The following is a 17126-nucleotide window of genomic DNA, read 5'->3' as shown; positions in this document are numbered from 1 at the left end:
AAAGAGGAGGTTGTCTAATTGGCTGCGATTAACACAAAAGTTCCGGACAAGCGGCGCATACGCTTTGCGGTAGCTACTTTAGCAATGTTAGGTATGTTATTAATCCTGATTGCATCACTGCAATTCAGTATGAACTTAGTCTATGCATCCGCTGACGTACGGTCCAGTCTCTTTGAGTTGCCCGAAGAACCCTACTGGAATATGTTAGGGCTTTATGAGGAACAGGGCTACCAAGTTACTGACACTGAAATTGTTATCAAAGCAGTGGATTATTCCGATACCAACTCACAGACCTTGGAAGTTATTGACGAGTTAGATGGGCGTCAAGGGGAATTCCTAGTCTGGCGTGAGGACGAGACTTGGGTCGATTGGACCGTCGAAATACCTAAATCGGGTCTTTATAGCATGAACTTTACCTACTATCCGATTGAAGGGAAGCGTGCGCCGATTCGCCGCTCCATGAAAATCAACGGTGAATATCCCTTTAGGGAAGCACGTCGCTTTCAGTTTAATCGTCTGTTTGTGGATAGCGCACCTCCAATCCAGGACAATCGGGGTAATGATGTACAGCCTACACAAGTTGAGATTAAGCGCTGGATGAATACAGACCTATATGATCCGGATGGTCTTTACCTTGATCCTGTTTTGTTTTACTTTGAGGCCGGAACACATACGATCCGACTTGAAGCTCTAGGTGAGCCAATTGTGCTGGACACCATCGTGCTCGGTGGACTTGAACAGATACCTAGTTATGAACAGGTGTTAAATGAATACCGGGCCAAAGGATACAAGGAAGTAGACAACGTTCTTGTCAAGTTCCAGGCGGAGGATACTTATGTGAAAAGTGATGCTACCCTTCGTCGTGAATTTGGCTCCGATCCATTATCTGAGCCTTTTGCAGCGGGACAGTGGAGATTGAACGAGTTTGGTGGATGGCGCTGGCGGCTCGGGAACCAAGAGGTCACGTGGCGTTTTACTGTACCGGAAACCGGATTCTACAAGCTATCAATGCGGGTGTACCAGGATGGGCACCTACCGTCAATTCGTTCGATTCGCGTAGATGATCAGTTTCTCTTCGAGGAAATGAAAGAGGTTCGATTTTATCGGGATAAGCATTGGCGGGTTGAAAGCTTTGCTGATGAAGACGGTGTTCCTTATCTGATTCCACTTGAAGCGGGTGAGCATACCCTTAGTATGGTGGTTAAAGCCGGTGAAGTAAGCCGTACGGTACATGTTTTCACCAGTACTATTCGGAGAATGGCAGAATTGGGCCACCGAATTAGCATGTTAGTTGGACGAAACCCGGACCCCAATATGGAATGGGAGTTAGAGAAGCGTATTCCGGGCCTAGTAGACGAATTACAGGAAATACGGGACGTCTTAGCCGCTGAAGTTGACTTCCTTACAGAGTTAGCTGGTGGTAAACGACCGATTATCGCTAACAGCATATTAATTGTTCTTGAACAGCTTGATCAATTCTTGGATAAGCCTGACCGCATGGTGATGGGTCTAGAACGGTTCCAAGGTAACCAGCAGTCCCTTGGAACGTGGATTCTGGAGCTTCAGGAAAAACCATTACGGTTAGATTATATTGCGTTTTCCGGACCGGATGTGCCGGAGCCACGTGGTAAGTCTAGTACCTGGGAAAGATGGTCACTTAGCTTCTTTAACTTCAAGGACTCGTTCGCCAAGGACTATACTGGTGTTGGTAGTTACCACGATGAAGGTAGGGTTCTTGAGGTTTGGTCGCTACGCGGCAGAGAGTGGACCCAGATTATTAAGGAGATGGCCGAAGAGACCTTTACGCCTGAGACAGGCATACACGTAAACATGAACGTCCTTCCTTCTAACCAGACCCAGGTTCTTTTGCTAGCTTCCGTGGCTCAGCAGGGTCCCGATATTGCCATGGGTGTTCCACCGACGATGCCGGTTGAATTTGCGATTCGAAATGGGTTAGTCGACCTTTCCGAGTTTGAGGATTACGAGGAGGTAATCACTCGGTTCCGACCAGGTGCCATGACTCCCTTCCAGTACCGGGATGGAGTGTATGCCATACCTGAGAACCAGGATTTTTCCATGATGTTTTACCGTACGGACATTCTAGGAATGTTGGATCTCGAGCCTCCACAGACTTGGGAGGACGTCTACAAGATGATTCCAACCCTCCATGCCAATCGTCTAGACTTCTACTATGCCGGTGGATTCATGCCATTCCTCTATCAACGGGGTGGGAAGTACTATACCGATGATGGGTTGAAGTCTGCATTAGACCAACCAGAGGCATTGCAGGCGTTTAAGGAGTACACGGATCTGTATACAAGTTACAGGATACCGATGGAGGCAAACTTCTACATGAGGATGCGTAGTGGCGAGATTCCCATTGGGATTGCTGGCTATGGAGTCTATACACAGCTTTCTGTTGCTGCGCCTGAGATTACTGGTTGGTGGGAGATGGCTCCTATGCCAGGCCATATGAAGGATGGCGGTGTCATCGACAGAAGCGCAGGAGGTTCGTCCCAGGTTGCGGTGATCATGAGAGACTGTGAGGATCCCGAAGCTGCATGGGAGTTCCTAAAGTGGTGGACCAGCGCTGAGGTGCAAGCTCGATATGGAACTGAGCTAGAGGCGCTAATCGGTGTGGAAGCTCGATGGAATACAGCCAACGTCGAGGCATTGCAGTCGCTCCCGTGGCCGCGTCGAGATATTGAGGCGATTTTGGAGCAGTGGGAGTGGTTCCAGGAAATTCCTGTTGTGTTGGGCGGTTATTACACGGATCGGCACGTAAACAATGCGTGGAACCGGGTAGTCTTACAAGGTTGGAACGCCATGGAAGCATTGGAAGAGGCTGTTCGTGAGATTAACCGAGAACTACAGAGGAAGCAAGAGGAGTTCGGTATCACCAGTGCTGACGATCTCCTAGGCGACTCGAAGTAGGCTGAAGGGAGTGACAGATTGTGGCTGAGCAAAAGGTTGAAGTTGGAAGTAAGGCTGGCGGTCTTCAGACCGTTCAGCTCTCGTTTGGAGAGAAGCTGAAGGATCTAGGGAAAAATATTCGTAAGCATAGGCTGTCGTATTTGTTCATGGCTCCGTATCTGATCTTGTTTCTACTGTTTACGGTGGGTCCGGTGTTGGCTGCGGTGTACCTAAGCTTTACGTATTTTAACGTATTGGAACCACCTCGGTGGATCGGCTGGACGAACTATCGATTGCTGTTTTTGGAAGACGATATCTTCTTGATCGCGATCAAGAACACCTTGGTGTTTGCGATTATTAGTGGTCCAGTGGGATACTTTGCTTCATTCTTGATGGCATGGTTGATTAACCAATTGAAGAGGGCCAGATTAGCCTATACACTGGCGTTCTACGCACCGTCAATGACATCCGGTGTTGCTATGGGTGTTATATGGCAGTACTTCTTTTCCGGTGACCGTTATGGGTTAGTCAATAACTTTCTGATTAACCTCGGAATCTTGAGGGAGCCATTTCTATGGTTGAAAGATGTTACAACGCAGATGCCGGTGGTTATATTGGTTTCTCTGTGGATGAGTATGGGAGCGGGCTTCTTGGCGATGCTAGCAGGGTTGCAGACAGTTCCGGAGGAGCTATATGAAGCCGGTGCAATTGATGGAGTCAGAAGCAAAGCACAGGAGATCTGGTTTATTACGTTGCCCATGATGAAACCACAGCTGCTCTTCGGAGCGGTGATGGCCGTGGTCAGCTCCTTTAACGTGTTCGGCGTGGCTGTAGCATTGACAGGTCTACCTAGTCCGCTGTACGCTACGCATACCATAGTTGCACACTTACATGACTATGCCTTTATCAGGTACGAACTAGGATATGCATCCGCGATTGCGATGGTGTTATTTGTTGTCACATTTTCTTTGAACCGGGTGCTGATGAGGGTATTTTCCACCAAGGGCGACTATTAGTCTTTCATACGGAAAAGAAGCAGGGAAGCAGTGTTGCTTCCCTGATGCTGTGATGTCTATGTAAACAGAGGAGGTCTTTTCGGATGGCAGTGGTACAGAAGAAAGGGTTTGGGGCCGGAAGAAGTCTGTTGTTTATTTTGATGACGGCTTTAGGAGTCTTCCAATTACTTCCACTAATATTTATGGTTTCGCATGCCTTCAAGCCGTTGGATGAATTGTTCCTGTTCCCACCACGGTTTTTCGTGCGGAACCCAACACTTGATAATTTTTCGGATTTGCTAGTTGCTACCTCTGGCACCTGGGTGCCTTTCTCGCGATACTTGTTCAATAGTGTGTTTGTTTCTGTCGTCGTAGTACTGGGTAGTGTGCTGATTTCTAGTTTGTGTGCATATCCCTTAGCGAAGCACCATCGCATGCCGGGGCGGGATTTCATTTTTAACGTGATTGTTTCTGCATTGATGTTTCCCGGCGCGGTAACAACAATTCCAGGTTATTTGGTTATTAATGCCCTCGGCCTTATTGATAAGTATTGGGCGTTGATCTTGCCAGCTCTGGCGGCGCCAATGAGCATGTTCTTGATGCGTCAGTTTATGATGCAGATACCTGACTCGCTTATTGATGCTGCGAAGGTAGACGGAGCGTCGGAGTTAGATACTTTCCTGAAGGTGGTTGTGCCCTTTGCCAAGCCCGCGTGGGCCACGGTAACGATTTTTGCGTTTATGGGTGTTTGGAATGACGCCTGGGCGCCTGTGGTATATATGCGGACTGAGGCGATGAAGACCTTGCCGGTCGCCATTCAGACTATCGCTGGTGGCGGTATTGGTCGAGCGGGCGCTGCCGCTGCCGCTTCGCTGTTGATGACGGCACCAGTGATTATTATCTTCCTGATTTTGCAGAGCCAGGTATTAAGTACCATGGCGTACTCCGGGATTAAGGCGTAAAGAAGTAGAGGATAATAGTGCGTTGAAGGGCACCCAAGGTTTCTAGGGTGCCCTTGTTTTGTTGGAGTGTCTGGGAATGGGATGGCTAGAAAGAGTTGGTAGTATGAGCCGAGCAATTACGTTCAAGCTCATGGCATCCATAGGCCGTTGGATGGCCTTCGAATTGGGGTTTTTGGGGCCCTTAGTGCGGTTTCAGGAAGTGGTGCAAAGCAAATAGGCCTCTCTGGCGATGACAAGTTCCTCATCTGTAGGAATGACAAATACCGCGACCGGTGAGTTGGCAGTGGAGATGAGTCTTTCGTCTTCGCATTGTTCATTACTATGAGGGTCTATGTCTATCCCGAGAAACTCTAAGCCTGAGCAGATCTGGGCCCGTAGGGCGGAAGATTTTTCCCCAACGCCACCGCTGAAGATGAGGACATCGATACCGCCCATAGCAGCAGCGTAGGCACCAATGTACTTGCGGCAACGATGGGTGAAGGCATCAATGGCCAGCTGAGCTCTGGCGTGCCCGTCTTTAGCGGCCTGTTCTATTTCCCTCATGTCATTGCTTACTCCAGAAATTCCAAGCCAGCCCGCTTCCTTGTTGAGAAGATTATCCATTTGCTGGGAAGTGAGGCCCTCTTTTTTCATAATGTAGGTCACGGCCAAGGGGTCAATGTCTCCGGAGCGGGTGGACTGGACGAGACCCTCGGTAGGTGTCAGACCAGTACTTATTTCCACCGAGCGTCCAAATTTACAGGCGTTGGCAGTGCAACCGCTACCTAGCATTAGGGAAACAATACGCAGGGATTCCAAGGGGCGATGGAGAAGTTCTGCAGCCCGAGACGTCATGTAATGAAATGTGATACCGTGAAAACCGTAGCGACGGATCCGATACTGCTCATAGTATCTATAGGGGATTGCATAGATGTAGGTACTAGGTGCAAGGGTTTGGTTAAAAGCACTGTCAAAGACGCCTACTTGGGGTAGTTGGGGAAAGAACTCTTCGCATAGACGGATTCCAATGAGATTGGGAGGATTATGGAGGGGTGCAAGCTCAGCGTATTTCTCCAATGCCGTCTTGAGCCCATCATCCACAAAGGACGGCTGGTAGTAGTCTTCACCACCATGTACAAGTCGATGCCCTATTACATCAATTGTGGATAAGTCACAGAAACCGGTAGCTAGAGATTCAAGGGCAAGTATGAGCCCTGCTCGATGGTCCGGTATGGAGGTGACTTGCTCGTAGGTTTTCTCTGGTGAGGAAATGACTAGGAAAGCGTCCTCCTTGCCCAGCCTAGTTACTGACCCTTGAATCAGGACGCGTTCACTGGGTAGATCAAAGACCTTTAGTTTGATCGATGAGCCTCCGCAATTAAGTACGAGAATACGCACGGTGATACTCCTCCTTTCTAAAGCAGCTGCTTCCATAGTTGGGGATCAGGGGCCGCAATTACCGTTTTCTCCAAGAGGAGACCCTGTTCAATTGAGGATGATGCCGCCTTATCCGCGGCTAGGGTTACTGAGGCAACATCGCCGGTAAAATATACAAAGGATTTCCCGCCCATACCCCGGGCTAGACGGATCTCTATGAGGCCAATATCGGCCGCCTTTGCTGCGGTATCAGCTGCGAGAATTGCCGACGCAACGGTATATGTTTCGATTACACCAAGGGCTCCTAGGGAATCGATGTTGGTGCTTGCGGTAAGGGCAGGAAAGACCGAAGGATGTAGTCGTGCTAACAGGAGGTCATCGACGATGGCGTCGGCAGCCTGCTTTCTGGCGGCACTAAGCCCCGCTTGAATACTAGCTACGTCTCCGGAGAAAAGGATAATGAATTTACCGGGACAGACGGGCATGGCGGTAAGCAGCTGAATATGTGCTGTTTTGCAGATGGTATCTGCTACGGATAAGCCCCGTGTTATGTTTTGTACTTCAACTAGTCCTAATGCTCTAGTCAAGGTAGAGCCCTCCCTTCTGCCCGGATTACCACATCCGGATTGGTGCTAATAACAGTACCTGTAATGCTCGCATGGATAGAAGCTCCTAATCCTTCAGTAGGAGCTGTGGCGATTAGGTCTCCCTTTGTGATCTGTTCCCCTATTGATACGGTGACTACCGCTGGTTGCCCGATATGCTGTTTAAGAGGAAGACGTACCTCGGATATTTCCCACGTGTCAAGACGAAGAGGTGCTGGCACGTCCCATTGAGTCAGACGCAATCGATTCAGCAGGCGAAGGGTAGGAACCTGTCTATAGGAACGTTCCCTACGGGATTGCTCGACAATAGCATGGTGGGGGTTTTTGATTCCACCAGCAGTCAACTGTTGTTTCAGCATGACATGTAAAGCCCTAGGGCTCAAGCCCATGGGACAGGCATAGGCATCACAAACTCCACATTCTGAGCATAGGAAGGCTTGGGTGATCGCTTTGGCGCTAAATGGCTTTCCGTAGGCTACTGCGGTCATAGTCTTGTGGGGCTCTAGGCCGTGCCCGAGAAGGTATCTTGGGCACATATCAGTGCATTGACGGCAGATACAGCACACCGACATAGCAGCCCGGATTACACGGGTATTATCTACGATTTTGTACCCGAGAAGAGGATGTCCCGCGGGCACAATGATAATTGCCTTGGTGGTCTTGGTAACGGAATCGCTCGGGGATACTACTTTCCCCATCATTGGCCCACCATCAATGATCACAATACCATTGGTGTTTGCGGCGACCTGGTGGAGGATGCTACTGATTGGGGTTCCAATGGGAACCTTTAGGGTCATGGGTTCCTCAATCGCTCCTGTCACCGTGAGGTACTTATCTGTTACGGATTGCCCTTGTAGTGCGTTATAGATGTTTAGCAGGGTTTCAACGTTGAGAACCACAGCATCTACGTTTAGTGGGATGCCGCCTTCAGGCACAACGGTTTGGAGAACCTCATATACCAGGACCTGTTCATCACCAGCCGGATAGAAACTGTCTAACTTTACTAAGTCCCAATCGTTTAAAGGCTGGATGTGGGGTTGAAGCGCAGCGATTGCTTGTTTATATTGGCCCTTCAGTGCAAAATGTCCATGGGTTGCGCCTAGGTGTTCTTTGATTGCCTTTGCTGCTTCCATTAGCTCAAAGGGAAAAGCGGCCATAAGCTCCTGATCTACCCGGAGTAAAGGCTCGCATTCCACCCCATTGATAATAAGATGGTCCACTTGTGTGTTTAGCTTGACGTGGGTTGGAAAACCAGCGCCACCAGCGCCCACAACCCCCGCCGATTTAACCTGTTCTAAGAAATCTCTTGTTGCCATTAGGTGATCAGGCGCGACCAACTATCTGAGCTTACCCCGTGGTGGAGGAATGCGCCTTCCTCCTTTCTATCGGGTCTATATTTGCTAAGCAGGTGCTTTCTGGTCCTCTAGGAGATATTCAATGCTCCGTTAATGGTCAGGCGATGCTCACGGGTAAAATGCTTAGCGGTTACAATACCTTCCCCAGTAGGATCGGCAATTGTATGGGCGAATTCAGCGGCACCACCCACTCCAAGGGCTGTCCCCGAGGGACCGTTAGCCACAGTAAGACCAGCTCCTACCTCTCGTGTAAACTGGGTAATACGGTGAATATCCGAGGAATGGATCACCGCAGTATGACCAAGTCCCTGCTCTGCTTCAATAGCCATCTGGAGTGCGTGGGAGAAATCACGGGCACGAACGATGGGCAGAACCGGCAGCATTTGCTCAATTTTTACTAAAGGATGTGCAAAGTCGGTTTCAAAAACCACTAGACGGACGCTTGGATCCACAGGTACTTGGATCTGGGCTAGAATCTTGTCGGCGTCTTGTCCCACATAGTCCCGATTAATATGTCCATCCTTAACCAGGAGATTTGTCAGCTGTTCGATCTGATTGCTCTGCTCGACAACATAAGCCTTGTTTTTTCGTAACTCATGTATAAACTGATCGGCCACTGCATCTACTACGAAGATCTCTTTTTCGGCTATGCAGAGGATGTTGTTATCAAAGCTTGCACCGGCAACGATGTCCCTTGCCGTGTTAGCCAGGTCCGCGGTCTCATCGACAACCACCGGGGGATTCCCAGGGCCGGCCGCAATGGCCTTCTTCCCACAGCTTAGGGCCATGTCCACAACTCCTGGGCCCCCGGCAGCGGTGACCATGGAGGTTAGCTTGTGGGTGCAAGCTGCTTGTACGGCATCCATGCTTACCTTATCTAATGCTGTTAGGAGATCCAAAGGGCCTCCCGCTTCAACAATGGCTTTGTTCAGCACCGTAATTGCTGTTCTTGTGCAGTTTTGGGCGCGGGGGTGGGGACAGAAGAAGACAGAATTGCCCCCTGCCAACATGATGATGGCATGGTTAATGATGAATGGGGTAGGGTGGGTAGTGGGGGTTATGGAGACAATAAGTCCAAAAGGAGCATGCTCGATTATTGTAACTCCGTCGTCCCCACCAATGATCCTTCGTGTGAGGACCTCCATGCCAGGTGTTAGTTTGGCTGCGTTTATGTTTTTCTGGATCTTGTCCTCGTATCTGCCTAGACGGGTCTCTTCATGGGTGATGTGGGCAAAATACTCCGCGTTGTCTATTCCAGCGTTGCGGATCGCGGCAATGATCTGCTCTCGTTTACTCAAAGAAAGACTCATGAATTGTTGCTGTGCGGTGGCACAGCGATTAAGTGCTTCATCCAAGTCGGAGTAAATACCCATCGCTGACGTACTTGAATGCAACTTGGTCTTCTCTGCTTGGGTTGACTTCATCTTAGCAACCACTTGTTCTACTATTGCAGCAATTCTCTTTTCATCGATTTCCATAGCGCATAAACCGGTTTCCGCTGAGAAACTGCGGTTTGAGTCACCTCCCAATCTGGGAACGGTACTGTTCGAACGTACCAGTAATGTGAGCCAACGAGAGAACTTTCGGTTTTGGGATACTCCGGGAGAGCACCATTTATCTCCCGGAGTCTGGGCCAATAATTCTGCATTGGGCCCCACAGTTAATGCCCGCTGCGTTGGCATCGTCGGTATCAAGGTGCATCTGTAGCTTAAACGTGTCCTTTACCCGCACTTGCACCCTTCGGAAAACCAATGCTTTCTCTCCGGCAACTTCAACTTCTACTAGGTCGTCATCTTCTACGCCAAAAAGAGCTGCCTCGATTGACGTCATATGGATATGCCGATTTGCCAGAATACAGCTCTCTTTTAGAGTTATTGATCCTGCTGGACCTACGAGCGTAATCGCTGCTGAACCTGCCAGATTCCCCGATGGCCGAACAGGTGGGTTTAGTCCTAAGGTAATGGCATCAGTACGCGAGACTTCAACCTGTGTCCGAACGCGCATAGGACCTAGAATACGTACGTTTTCAATTGAGCGCATTCTTGGTCCGATTAACGTCACTGTTTCCTCTGCAGCAAACTCCCCAGGTTGGTAAAGATCCCGTAGTTTGTGCAAACTGGCTCCAGGTCCATACAGCTTTTCCAGGTCTGCTTGACAAATATGTACATGACGTACTGATACACCTACCGGTATAGTATCAACCTTCGGTTCTATTGATTTGCCGTTGGTCTGCACGATGGAGAGCACACGTCTGGTGATTTCCTGTACTAGCTGTCTCTCGTCCATCCGTATTCCACCCTTGCTTAGTCGTTAGTCACACTGGCACAAGCCCAATGGATCCCATCCCGCTGCTGAAATAGGACCTATGCCCGCTTTAAAGGCCTGATAGCACCTATTTCTTGGCCGGTTGGTCAAAGCAAGGAAGAGTCTTTTCTACATCATCATGGGGACGAGGAATGATGTGGGTTGCAATGACTTCACCAAGCTTCTCTGCGGCGGCGGTGCCTGCATCGACGGCCGCCCGGACAGCACCGACCTCACCCCGTACCATTACCGTTACATAGCCACTTCCGATTTTTTCATATCCGACAAGAATAACATTAGCTGCTTTAACCATTGTGTCAGCTGCTTCGATTGAAGCGACCAATCCGCGAGTCTCAATCATTCCCAATGCATTACCTGCCATGTCAGAATATCCTCCTTTTGTGTCCTATCGTAGTAGTTTGCTGATTTCCTTTGCAGGGCGGGCGAGTACCCGGTACGCAAAAACCGTATTTACTTTGTTGGCCGCAGCCACAGCTGCATCGCAAGCAGCTTGTACAGAGGCTACATCACCTTCTATCCGGGCGACAATCCTGCCGCCTCCATTGGCTTTTTCAAAACCAATCAGGTTCACATTTGCGGTTTTGAGGGCTGTATCTGCCGCTTCGAGGCATGCAGCCCATCCTACTGCTTCGATCAGGCCAACTGCTTTCTGTGCCATGGGACACTCCCTTTCTAGAAGAACCTAAGGAACCAGTTGTACTATAATGTTCGCGCTCCTCCTCCCTGAGAAAATGACTGGAAGTCCGTATAGCTACTTAGTTGTGCAAACTAAGAATCCTTGCTTCTGACATGACCCTTAGGTAGAGGACGACTTTGTTGCGTTCCCCCGAATCCGGGGGTTGAGGACTATCCTTTTGTCTTTGCCGCTTCCTCAAGTAATACTTGCTGGGTCACCCTGGTAATTATATCCACAAGGTTCTCGTCTTTAGCTGCCGCAGCGCAATTATCTTGAACGCTACAAGCACCGCAGTCCATACAGCCAGGGTGGCGACCGGGTACGTTCATTTGCTTGCGCAGTTCAAGAAGTCTTTGCACATCCTCCGATGGTAGAACCCGCGCTTCACCGAGTTGACGGGCAGCAAGACTTATTTTCGCGTAAAGCTCCAATGTCTCCATTTTGAAGTAGGCGTTTTCAAGGTTAACGCCCACAGTTATTGCTCCATGGTTTTGGAGCAGGATGGCATCGTGATTTTCCAAGTGTTGACTGATGGCCTGGGGAATCTCATCGGTAGAAGGGGTTCCATATTTGGCGATGGGGATCCACCCCAGGCTGATGACTACTTCGGGAATGATTGGTTTTTTCAAAGGAATACCTACCACCGCGAAGGCGGTTGCTGTAGGGGGGTGTGCATGTACAACCGCATTCACATCCGGCCGCTGTCTATACACTGCCAGATGCATTTTCAGTTCAGAAGATGGCCGCATCCTACCGGAAATCACGTTACCTTCAGTATCTACCTTAACAAGCATATCTGTTGTCATGAATCCCTTGCTCACACCGGTAGGTGTTGCAATTATCTCATTGTCATTTAGCTTGACACTAATATTGCCATCGTTAGCTGCTACGTATCCATTACTGTAGATCCGCTTGCCGATATCTATGATCTGGCGCTTGATCTCATACTCTGAAGCCACTTGGCTCCCTCCTCGGATCTGTCATTATCTTGGTTTTGTTGGTTCTTTTTTGGTTTCAACAGACACATTCGCCATTGATCCGGGATTTCCTTTATGTTTTTTGAGGATATGTGGTTTTAATTTGTATTGAGGTTTTCGGATTGCTCCTGTAAGGAGTAAAGCTCCCTCATTATTCCGGCTAGGATGTGCCATGCGGTACCTGGGTACTCGGTCTCGGAATGGAGTGCGATTAACCTGCCAGCGGAAAAGGGGAGAGCATAGACATGACCGTTCCATTGGCCGAGGGTTTCCTTGTCCACTGCATCAGCTAGGGCAGTGTCGGCCAGGAAGTACTCATCCAAAGCCAGTAACAGGCCCTTTTCTGAAAAGAAGGTCAAATCCTCAGCCCGCAAAACGAAAATATCCGGAACATCCCGGCTGCCGATTAGGACAACCAGTTTTTGGTCGTAGACACTTGGGTGGATGGATTGCCATCGTATAAAGAACTGCTCGTCAGTATTGTTGTAATCTGCCACCATTCTGGCGAGTGATTGCTCCTTAGAATAGGGTAATACCACGGTCATCATATCGATGATGTCTCGATCTACAACCTGGGGCGAATTGTGACGGCCAATGAGGATTAGCAGGATAATCAGTGCGCAACCAAGGACAATGGTTGTACGACGATGACGCGTGCGATTGCGTGCCGCTTCCTGTAGAATCCGGGTCTTCTTTTCCTTATCCTGCTTTACTGTGTCAGCTAACTGTCCGCAGCCTACAGCGGCGCACCCGCCCCTTAGGGCCCAACAGGAACTATGGTGTGGCCTCTTACAGCGGGGACAGTAGGTAATATCCTCGTTTTGAATAGGCTTGTGACAAGCGATGCATTTTAGTGTGTGACCATGATTGGATGTGCGTGCATCAACCAACGGGGTCACCTCCTTGATGACATAAATCACATCTTCTACATTCGTGCTGGTTTTCCTGCTTACTGGTTTTGCTACTGCAGGAAAGCAGTCTTTGGTGGCGAAACTCTAGATGAGCTTTTCTTTTCAGGAAGGAGCTGCTTACGATGGTAAGAACATCGAAAGAGGAAGCATTAAGATATCACCGAGAAGGAAGACCCGGCAAGATCGAAATAAGGATTACAAAACCCTGTATCAATCAGCAGGACCTGAGCCTGGCCTACAGTCCTGGCGTTGCTGAGCCGGTACGGGCGATTCAGGAAGAGGAAGAACGGGTGTTTGAATATACCGCTAAAGGTAATCTTGTGGCGGTGATCTCCAATGGGACCGCAGTATTAGGACTAGGTAACGTGGGTCCTTTGGCCAGCAAACCGGTAATGGAGGGCAAGGGTGTTCTATTCAAGAGATTTGCCGATGTGGACGTTTTTGACCTGGAACTGGACGCCCCGGATCCTAAGGATTTTGTGCAGATAGTGAAGGGACTAGCCCCCACCTTTGGAGGAATTAACCTGGAGGACATTAAAGCTCCGGAGTGCTTTACGATTGAACAAGAGTTGATCGAGAGCCTAGATATTCCGGTATTTCATGATGATCAGCACGGTACCGCGATTATAGCTGGTGCTGCTTTGCTCAATGCCTTAAAAGTCTCAGGAAAGAGACTACAGGACGTGAGAGTAGTGGTTAATGGTGCTGGGGCAGCGGCCATTGCCTGTAGTAAGTTCCTAATCAGTCTCGGTGTGGAGCAGGCGCAGTTGGTCATGGTGGATTCCCAAGGAGTCATTTTCCAAGGACGGTCCACGGGCATGAATCCTTATAAGATGGAGTTTGCGGCAAAAACAGAGGCTAGAACCCTCGATGATGCCATAAAGGGTGCTGATGTGTTCCTTGGTCTGTCAGTGGCAGGTGCCCTAAAGCCCCACATGCTGGCTTCAATGGCGAAGAACCCCATTGTCTTTGCTTTAGCCAACCCCGATCCAGAGATTGATTACGATGAAGCAAAGAGTCTACGCCCCGATGCCCTTGTGGCTACGGGAAGGTCAGACTATCCCAATCAGGTGAACAACGTATTGGGTTTCCCGTCGATTTTCCGTGGTGCCCTGGATGTGCGGGCCCGTAAGATCAGTGAGGGGATGAAGGTAGCGGCCGCCCAGGCCCTGGCTGCCTTGGCTGAAGAACCTGTTCCAAAGCAGGTGCTGTGCGCATATGGAGTGAAGGAGCTGAGCTTTGGTTACGATTATCTGATTCCCAAACCTGTAGATCCTCGGGTAATCCATTGGGTTGCTCCGGCGGTAGCTGTTGCTGCCATGGAAGACGGTCTGGCACGACGTCCCGTGAACATAGACGATTATAAGCATCTATTGGACCAACGATTTCCCCAGGATTAGGAGTCTATTGCCGTATGAGCCTGATTAGGTTAAATGGCCTAGTCAGGCGATTCTGCTTAAAGGGGTTCAAGTTCTATGTTACCCCATGCACCTAGTTTGTCGTCTTTGATGATTAACACTCCCATTACTCCGGGTATCTTGCTTACCTGTTCTATCGCGGATTGGATCCCGGAGGCCTCCTGAACCAGATTCCCTGCCTTTGTTGCCGCTGCATCGGCTAGAGCGGTATCTTGGGACATTACCACTGCCGCATCGGCACGGCCAATGCTTAATGAGTGACCGGAAGTTCCTGCTGAGGTGCAAATCCCAACCGGGATGTTGGTTGGTGCTAGGATCGCGATTTTGCCACTCAAAGGAGAGGAACCCGCCAGAATGCCAATTCGACGTCTTTGCCGGCAGAAGAGAAAAATGTCGCCACCGTTTTCCACTATGAGCTCGGAGCACATTGAAAGAATTACTTCCCCTACCATCTCGGCGATGGTTCCGGCTACAGCAGCCATAGGACCGACGCCTACTTTTGCTGCTGCTTCACTCATTCTTTTTACAATTGCAGGATCATCCTGCGAGTAAGGGAGCGGTACCAAGGAGTCTTTGAAGTGAGGGTGAAAGGCCATATGAGACTTAAGATTACGACGGAGGCTTAATACCTTAGCCTCCGCCTGTTCACGAATGCAGGGTAACAGATCCCCAGGAGCCCTAAGACCGATCCAAAGGTCTGTTTCACTAACGGCGATTCTGAGATGGTGAAGGTCACCATCATCTTGGTTAGCGCGGTAGGTGCGTGGTACATACATAGCTAAAAACTTGCTTCAATGCAAGATATGGGGCAGGCTGTAACACACAATTCACATCCGACACATTTGGTATCATCGAATTTGAGGTGAGCTGTTTGCGGTTCGATGCTTAAAGCTCCGCTTGCACATACCGCGGTACAGGCGCCACAGTGAACACAATCTACTGTGTTTACAATGATCCCAGTACCGATTAACTCCACCCGAACGCCCTGGGATTTCAGGTACTCCAAGCCGGATTCAATCCGTGCATCGGTTGAGTTTTCAATCTCAACTAGGAGCCGTCCTTCCTCTTTCGGTGTTACCTTTGCCCTTAGTATATTAATTGCCAGATCATAGTCCTTTACCAACCGATAGGTCAGCGGTTTGTCGACCAACCCCGGTGGGAAGCTTAACCAAACCCGTGCTTTGCTCATTTTTACACCCTCCTCTTAGCCTAGGATACTTTATCCGTTTTAACCGGTCGTACTTCTAGGGGCTTTGTTCTTCCTTCTTGTGGCAATGATTCAATTGGTTCCTGCAAAAGGAACTGCCCCTGTTGGATCCACTTCTTCAGCTCCTCGGCTATGTCTCTAGCGACAACGAGACTTGAGAGGCTCGCGGTTCTAATTCTCTTTCCGTTGAGTTGAATCGAACCGCTTCGCAGTTGACTGTAACTGACTTGACCGAGGGTGGGACGACTGCGCTGCGGTACGCTGTAATCAACAATGGTTGTATAGATTTCCTCATTTCGAACCGACACGTATCGGGCCATTTCCTCATCTAGTATAGGGATTGGTATGCCGACACCAACGAACATTGTCACGCCGTACTCGTGCATTACCGCTGCCCTTAGATAGCGACGTTCCATCTGCTTGAGGTCTCCAATAACAGCTAGGGTTCCCGCTGAACTAGTAGGTACCTGATTCGCCCCTCGGTTTTGGCTGGGGCTGTGCTGGGTGCCTTGCCATGCTACATAACCCTGCGCTCCACCTAGGAATATGCGGGTACCGATACCAATGGCGCGGTAACACGGGTCATTTAACAAGGGGCTAAGCTCCCCCGAAGTGGAGTAGGTGACATTTGCCAGATTGGGCAATAGGGTTCCCATATATGTGTATAACACATGGTCCGAGGTATTCACAGCCGCTGCGTAATTCTGATAGACGTTTCGTGGATTAAACAGATATGCTTGGTTGAGGTCATCTAATGTAACCACGGTTTCGATACGTGTCTTCGGGTAGCAGTCGGTACCAGGGGCGGTGGCCCTAAGTATAACTGGTTCTCCCGCGATCAGATCCTCGATCACATGGGCTCCCCCGTAGGCCATTCCCTTGGTTTCGGAAAGCTCAGTTGCCCCGATATAGGCATCGACCGCTGCCAGGCCTGCATAGGCCGGTACGTCATTAAGCCATACCTTAGCCATCTTGATTGGGGGATCCGAATGTCCGAAGTTTAGGAACGCCCCACTAGAGCACATGGGTCCAAAGGTTGCAGTTGTTACTACATCTACTCTTTTTACCACTTCTTCGTAGCCAAGTTCTTGGGCCATAGGAATGATTTCCTCTGCTGTTACTACAACGGCGCGTCCTTCTTTGATCTTTTCATTAATCTGTGCGTAAGTTTTCTTTACGGCCACTTTGTATCCCCCGCCTTTCTATATAAAGAATATCAGTGGTTGTACGGGTTATCTAGGATACCACATGATTTAATCTATGATAGCATATAAGAATAGCACAAGCAATATAGATTGAGCTCGGGAGTGAGTCAACGATTAGCGGGTAGAGGCTCCATCTCCAAGTCGGCTCGGTTCCTTACGTGCTAGAAAGTGGTACCTTCATTGAGTCTGTTGAACAGGTTCGACAATCCACCAGACGAAGT

16 protein-coding genes are annotated in these 17126 nt (G+C 49.6%); 4 read left to right on the top strand and 12 right to left on the bottom strand.

All coding sequences use genetic code 11. The features are described from left to right. Positions 1-18: 18 nt before the first annotated feature. The 3 genes from M0Q40_03775 (at position 19) to M0Q40_03765 (ending at position 4870) form a co-directional block, all read left to right on the top strand. Entirely contained in the window at positions 19-2934 is a 2916-nt protein-coding gene (locus M0Q40_03775; GenBank protein MCK9221729.1) for an extracellular solute-binding protein, read from the top strand. 20 nt (positions 2935-2954) lie between these two features. Then, positions 2955-3929 carry a sugar ABC transporter permease gene (locus tag M0Q40_03770; GenBank protein ID MCK9221728.1) on the top strand — a complete coding sequence of 325 codons (975 nt, stop codon included), beginning with the start codon at positions 2955-2957 and terminating at the stop codon, positions 3927-3929. Positions 3930-4012: 83 nt separating this feature from the next. Continuing rightward, positions 4013-4870: a carbohydrate ABC transporter permease gene (locus M0Q40_03765; protein ID MCK9221727.1), complete on the top strand. Its 858-nt coding sequence runs from the start codon at positions 4013-4015 to the stop codon at positions 4868-4870. 192 nt (positions 4871-5062) lie between these two features. Here M0Q40_03765 and M0Q40_03760 read toward each other — a convergent pair whose 3' ends face one another. From M0Q40_03760 to M0Q40_03720, 9 genes are all read right to left on the bottom strand, one after another. Continuing rightward, on the bottom strand, positions 5063-6247 hold the full coding sequence (locus tag M0Q40_03760) for an acetate kinase (GenBank protein ID MCK9221726.1): 1185 nt from the start codon (positions 6245-6247) through the stop codon (positions 5063-5065). Positions 6248-6264: 17 nt separating this feature from the next. Then, the gene (locus M0Q40_03755) at positions 6265-6813 is read right to left on the bottom strand and encodes a BMC domain-containing protein (GenBank protein ID MCK9221725.1); all 549 of its coding nucleotides are present in this window, start codon (positions 6811-6813) and stop codon (positions 6265-6267) included. Next, positions 6810-8147, bottom strand: coding sequence for a 4Fe-4S dicluster domain-containing protein (locus M0Q40_03750; GenBank protein MCK9221724.1), 1338 nt, complete (start codon positions 8145-8147; stop codon positions 6810-6812). The genes M0Q40_03755 and M0Q40_03750 overlap by 4 nt, the downstream gene beginning before the upstream one ends. Before the next feature lie 107 nt (positions 8148-8254). Next, on the bottom strand, positions 8255-9664 hold the full coding sequence (locus tag M0Q40_03745; protein ID MCK9221723.1) for an aldehyde dehydrogenase: 1410 nt from the start codon (positions 9662-9664) through the stop codon (positions 8255-8257). A 136-nt stretch (positions 9665-9800) separates the two neighbouring features. After that, positions 9801-10472 (bottom strand): phosphate propanoyltransferase, encoded by a 672-nt coding sequence (locus tag M0Q40_03740; protein ID MCK9221722.1) that lies wholly within the window; start codon positions 10470-10472, stop codon positions 9801-9803. 106 nt (positions 10473-10578) lie between these two features. Next, on the bottom strand, positions 10579-10872 hold the full coding sequence (locus M0Q40_03735) for a BMC domain-containing protein (protein MCK9221721.1): 294 nt from the start codon (positions 10870-10872) through the stop codon (positions 10579-10581). Positions 10873-10896: 24 nt separating this feature from the next. Beyond that, a complete protein-coding gene (locus M0Q40_03730) occupies positions 10897-11169 on the bottom strand; it encodes a BMC domain-containing protein (GenBank protein MCK9221720.1) in 273 nt (90 codons plus the stop codon). Between the two features lie 188 nt (positions 11170-11357). Beyond that, on the bottom strand, positions 11358-12146 hold the full coding sequence (locus tag M0Q40_03725; protein MCK9221719.1) for a class II aldolase/adducin family protein: 789 nt from the start codon (positions 12144-12146) through the stop codon (positions 11358-11360). A gap of 116 nt (positions 12147-12262) precedes the next feature. Further along, the gene (locus M0Q40_03720; protein MCK9221718.1) at positions 12263-13054 is read right to left on the bottom strand and encodes an extracellular solute-binding protein; all 792 of its coding nucleotides are present in this window, start codon (positions 13052-13054) and stop codon (positions 12263-12265) included. A gap of 143 nt (positions 13055-13197) precedes the next feature. On the opposite strand from M0Q40_03720, the gene M0Q40_03715 reads away from it, so the two are divergent. Beyond that, positions 13198-14475, top strand: coding sequence for a malate dehydrogenase (locus M0Q40_03715; protein ID MCK9221717.1), 1278 nt, complete (start codon positions 13198-13200; stop codon positions 14473-14475). A gap of 56 nt (positions 14476-14531) precedes the next feature. Here M0Q40_03715 and M0Q40_03710 read toward each other — a convergent pair whose 3' ends face one another. The 3 genes from M0Q40_03710 to M0Q40_03700 are packed head-to-tail and all read right to left on the bottom strand — an operon-like array spanning position 14532 to position 16884. Further along, positions 14532-15269, bottom strand: a complete 738-nt coding sequence (locus tag M0Q40_03710; GenBank protein MCK9221716.1) for a UPF0280 family protein — start codon at positions 15267-15269, stop codon at positions 14532-14534. A gap of 2 nt (positions 15270-15271) precedes the next feature. After that, positions 15272-15682 (bottom strand): 4Fe-4S binding protein, encoded by a 411-nt coding sequence (locus M0Q40_03705; protein MCK9221715.1) that lies wholly within the window; start codon positions 15680-15682, stop codon positions 15272-15274. 20 nt (positions 15683-15702) lie between these two features. Further along, complete coding sequence (locus tag M0Q40_03700; protein ID MCK9221714.1) at positions 15703-16884, bottom strand: homocysteine biosynthesis protein; 1182 nt, start codon at positions 16882-16884, stop codon at positions 15703-15705. Positions 16885-17126 lie beyond the last annotated feature (242 nt).

This window comes from Limnochordia bacterium (assembly GCA_023230925.1).
Classification (GTDB): domain Bacteria; phylum Bacillota; class Limnochordia; order DUMW01; family DUMW01; genus JALNWK01.
The sequence above is the reverse complement of the archived record's forward strand: the minus strand, read 5'-3'. Positions and strand labels throughout refer to the sequence as shown.

Bases quoted from the DNA above. Each gene is read 5' to 3' on its own strand.
- M0Q40_03705 (MCK9221715.1), bottom strand. From the start codon at position 15,682: ATGAGCAAAGCACGGGTTTGGTTAAGCTTCCCACCGGGGTTGGTCGAC.
- M0Q40_03740 (MCK9221722.1), bottom strand. From the start codon at position 10,472: ATGGACGAGAGACAGCTAGTACAGGAAATCACCAGACGTGTGCTCTCC.
- M0Q40_03710 (MCK9221716.1), bottom strand. From the start codon at position 15,269: ATGTATGTACCACGCACCTACCGCGCTAACCAAGATGATGGTGACCTT.
- M0Q40_03750 (MCK9221724.1), bottom strand. From the start codon at position 8,147: ATGGCAACAAGAGATTTCTTAGAACAGGTTAAATCGGCGGGGGTTGTG.
- M0Q40_03715 (MCK9221717.1), top strand. From the start codon at position 13,198: ATGGTAAGAACATCGAAAGAGGAAGCATTAAGATATCACCGAGAAGGA.
- M0Q40_03735 (MCK9221721.1), bottom strand. From the start codon at position 10,872: ATGGCAGGTAATGCATTGGGAATGATTGAGACTCGCGGATTGGTCGCT.
- M0Q40_03730 (MCK9221720.1), bottom strand. From the start codon at position 11,169: ATGGCACAGAAAGCAGTTGGCCTGATCGAAGCAGTAGGATGGGCTGCA.
- M0Q40_03765 (MCK9221727.1), top strand. From the start codon at position 4,013: ATGGCAGTGGTACAGAAGAAAGGGTTTGGGGCCGGAAGAAGTCTGTTG.
- M0Q40_03745 (MCK9221723.1), bottom strand. From the start codon at position 9,664: ATGGAAATCGATGAAAAGAGAATTGCTGCAATAGTAGAACAAGTGGTT.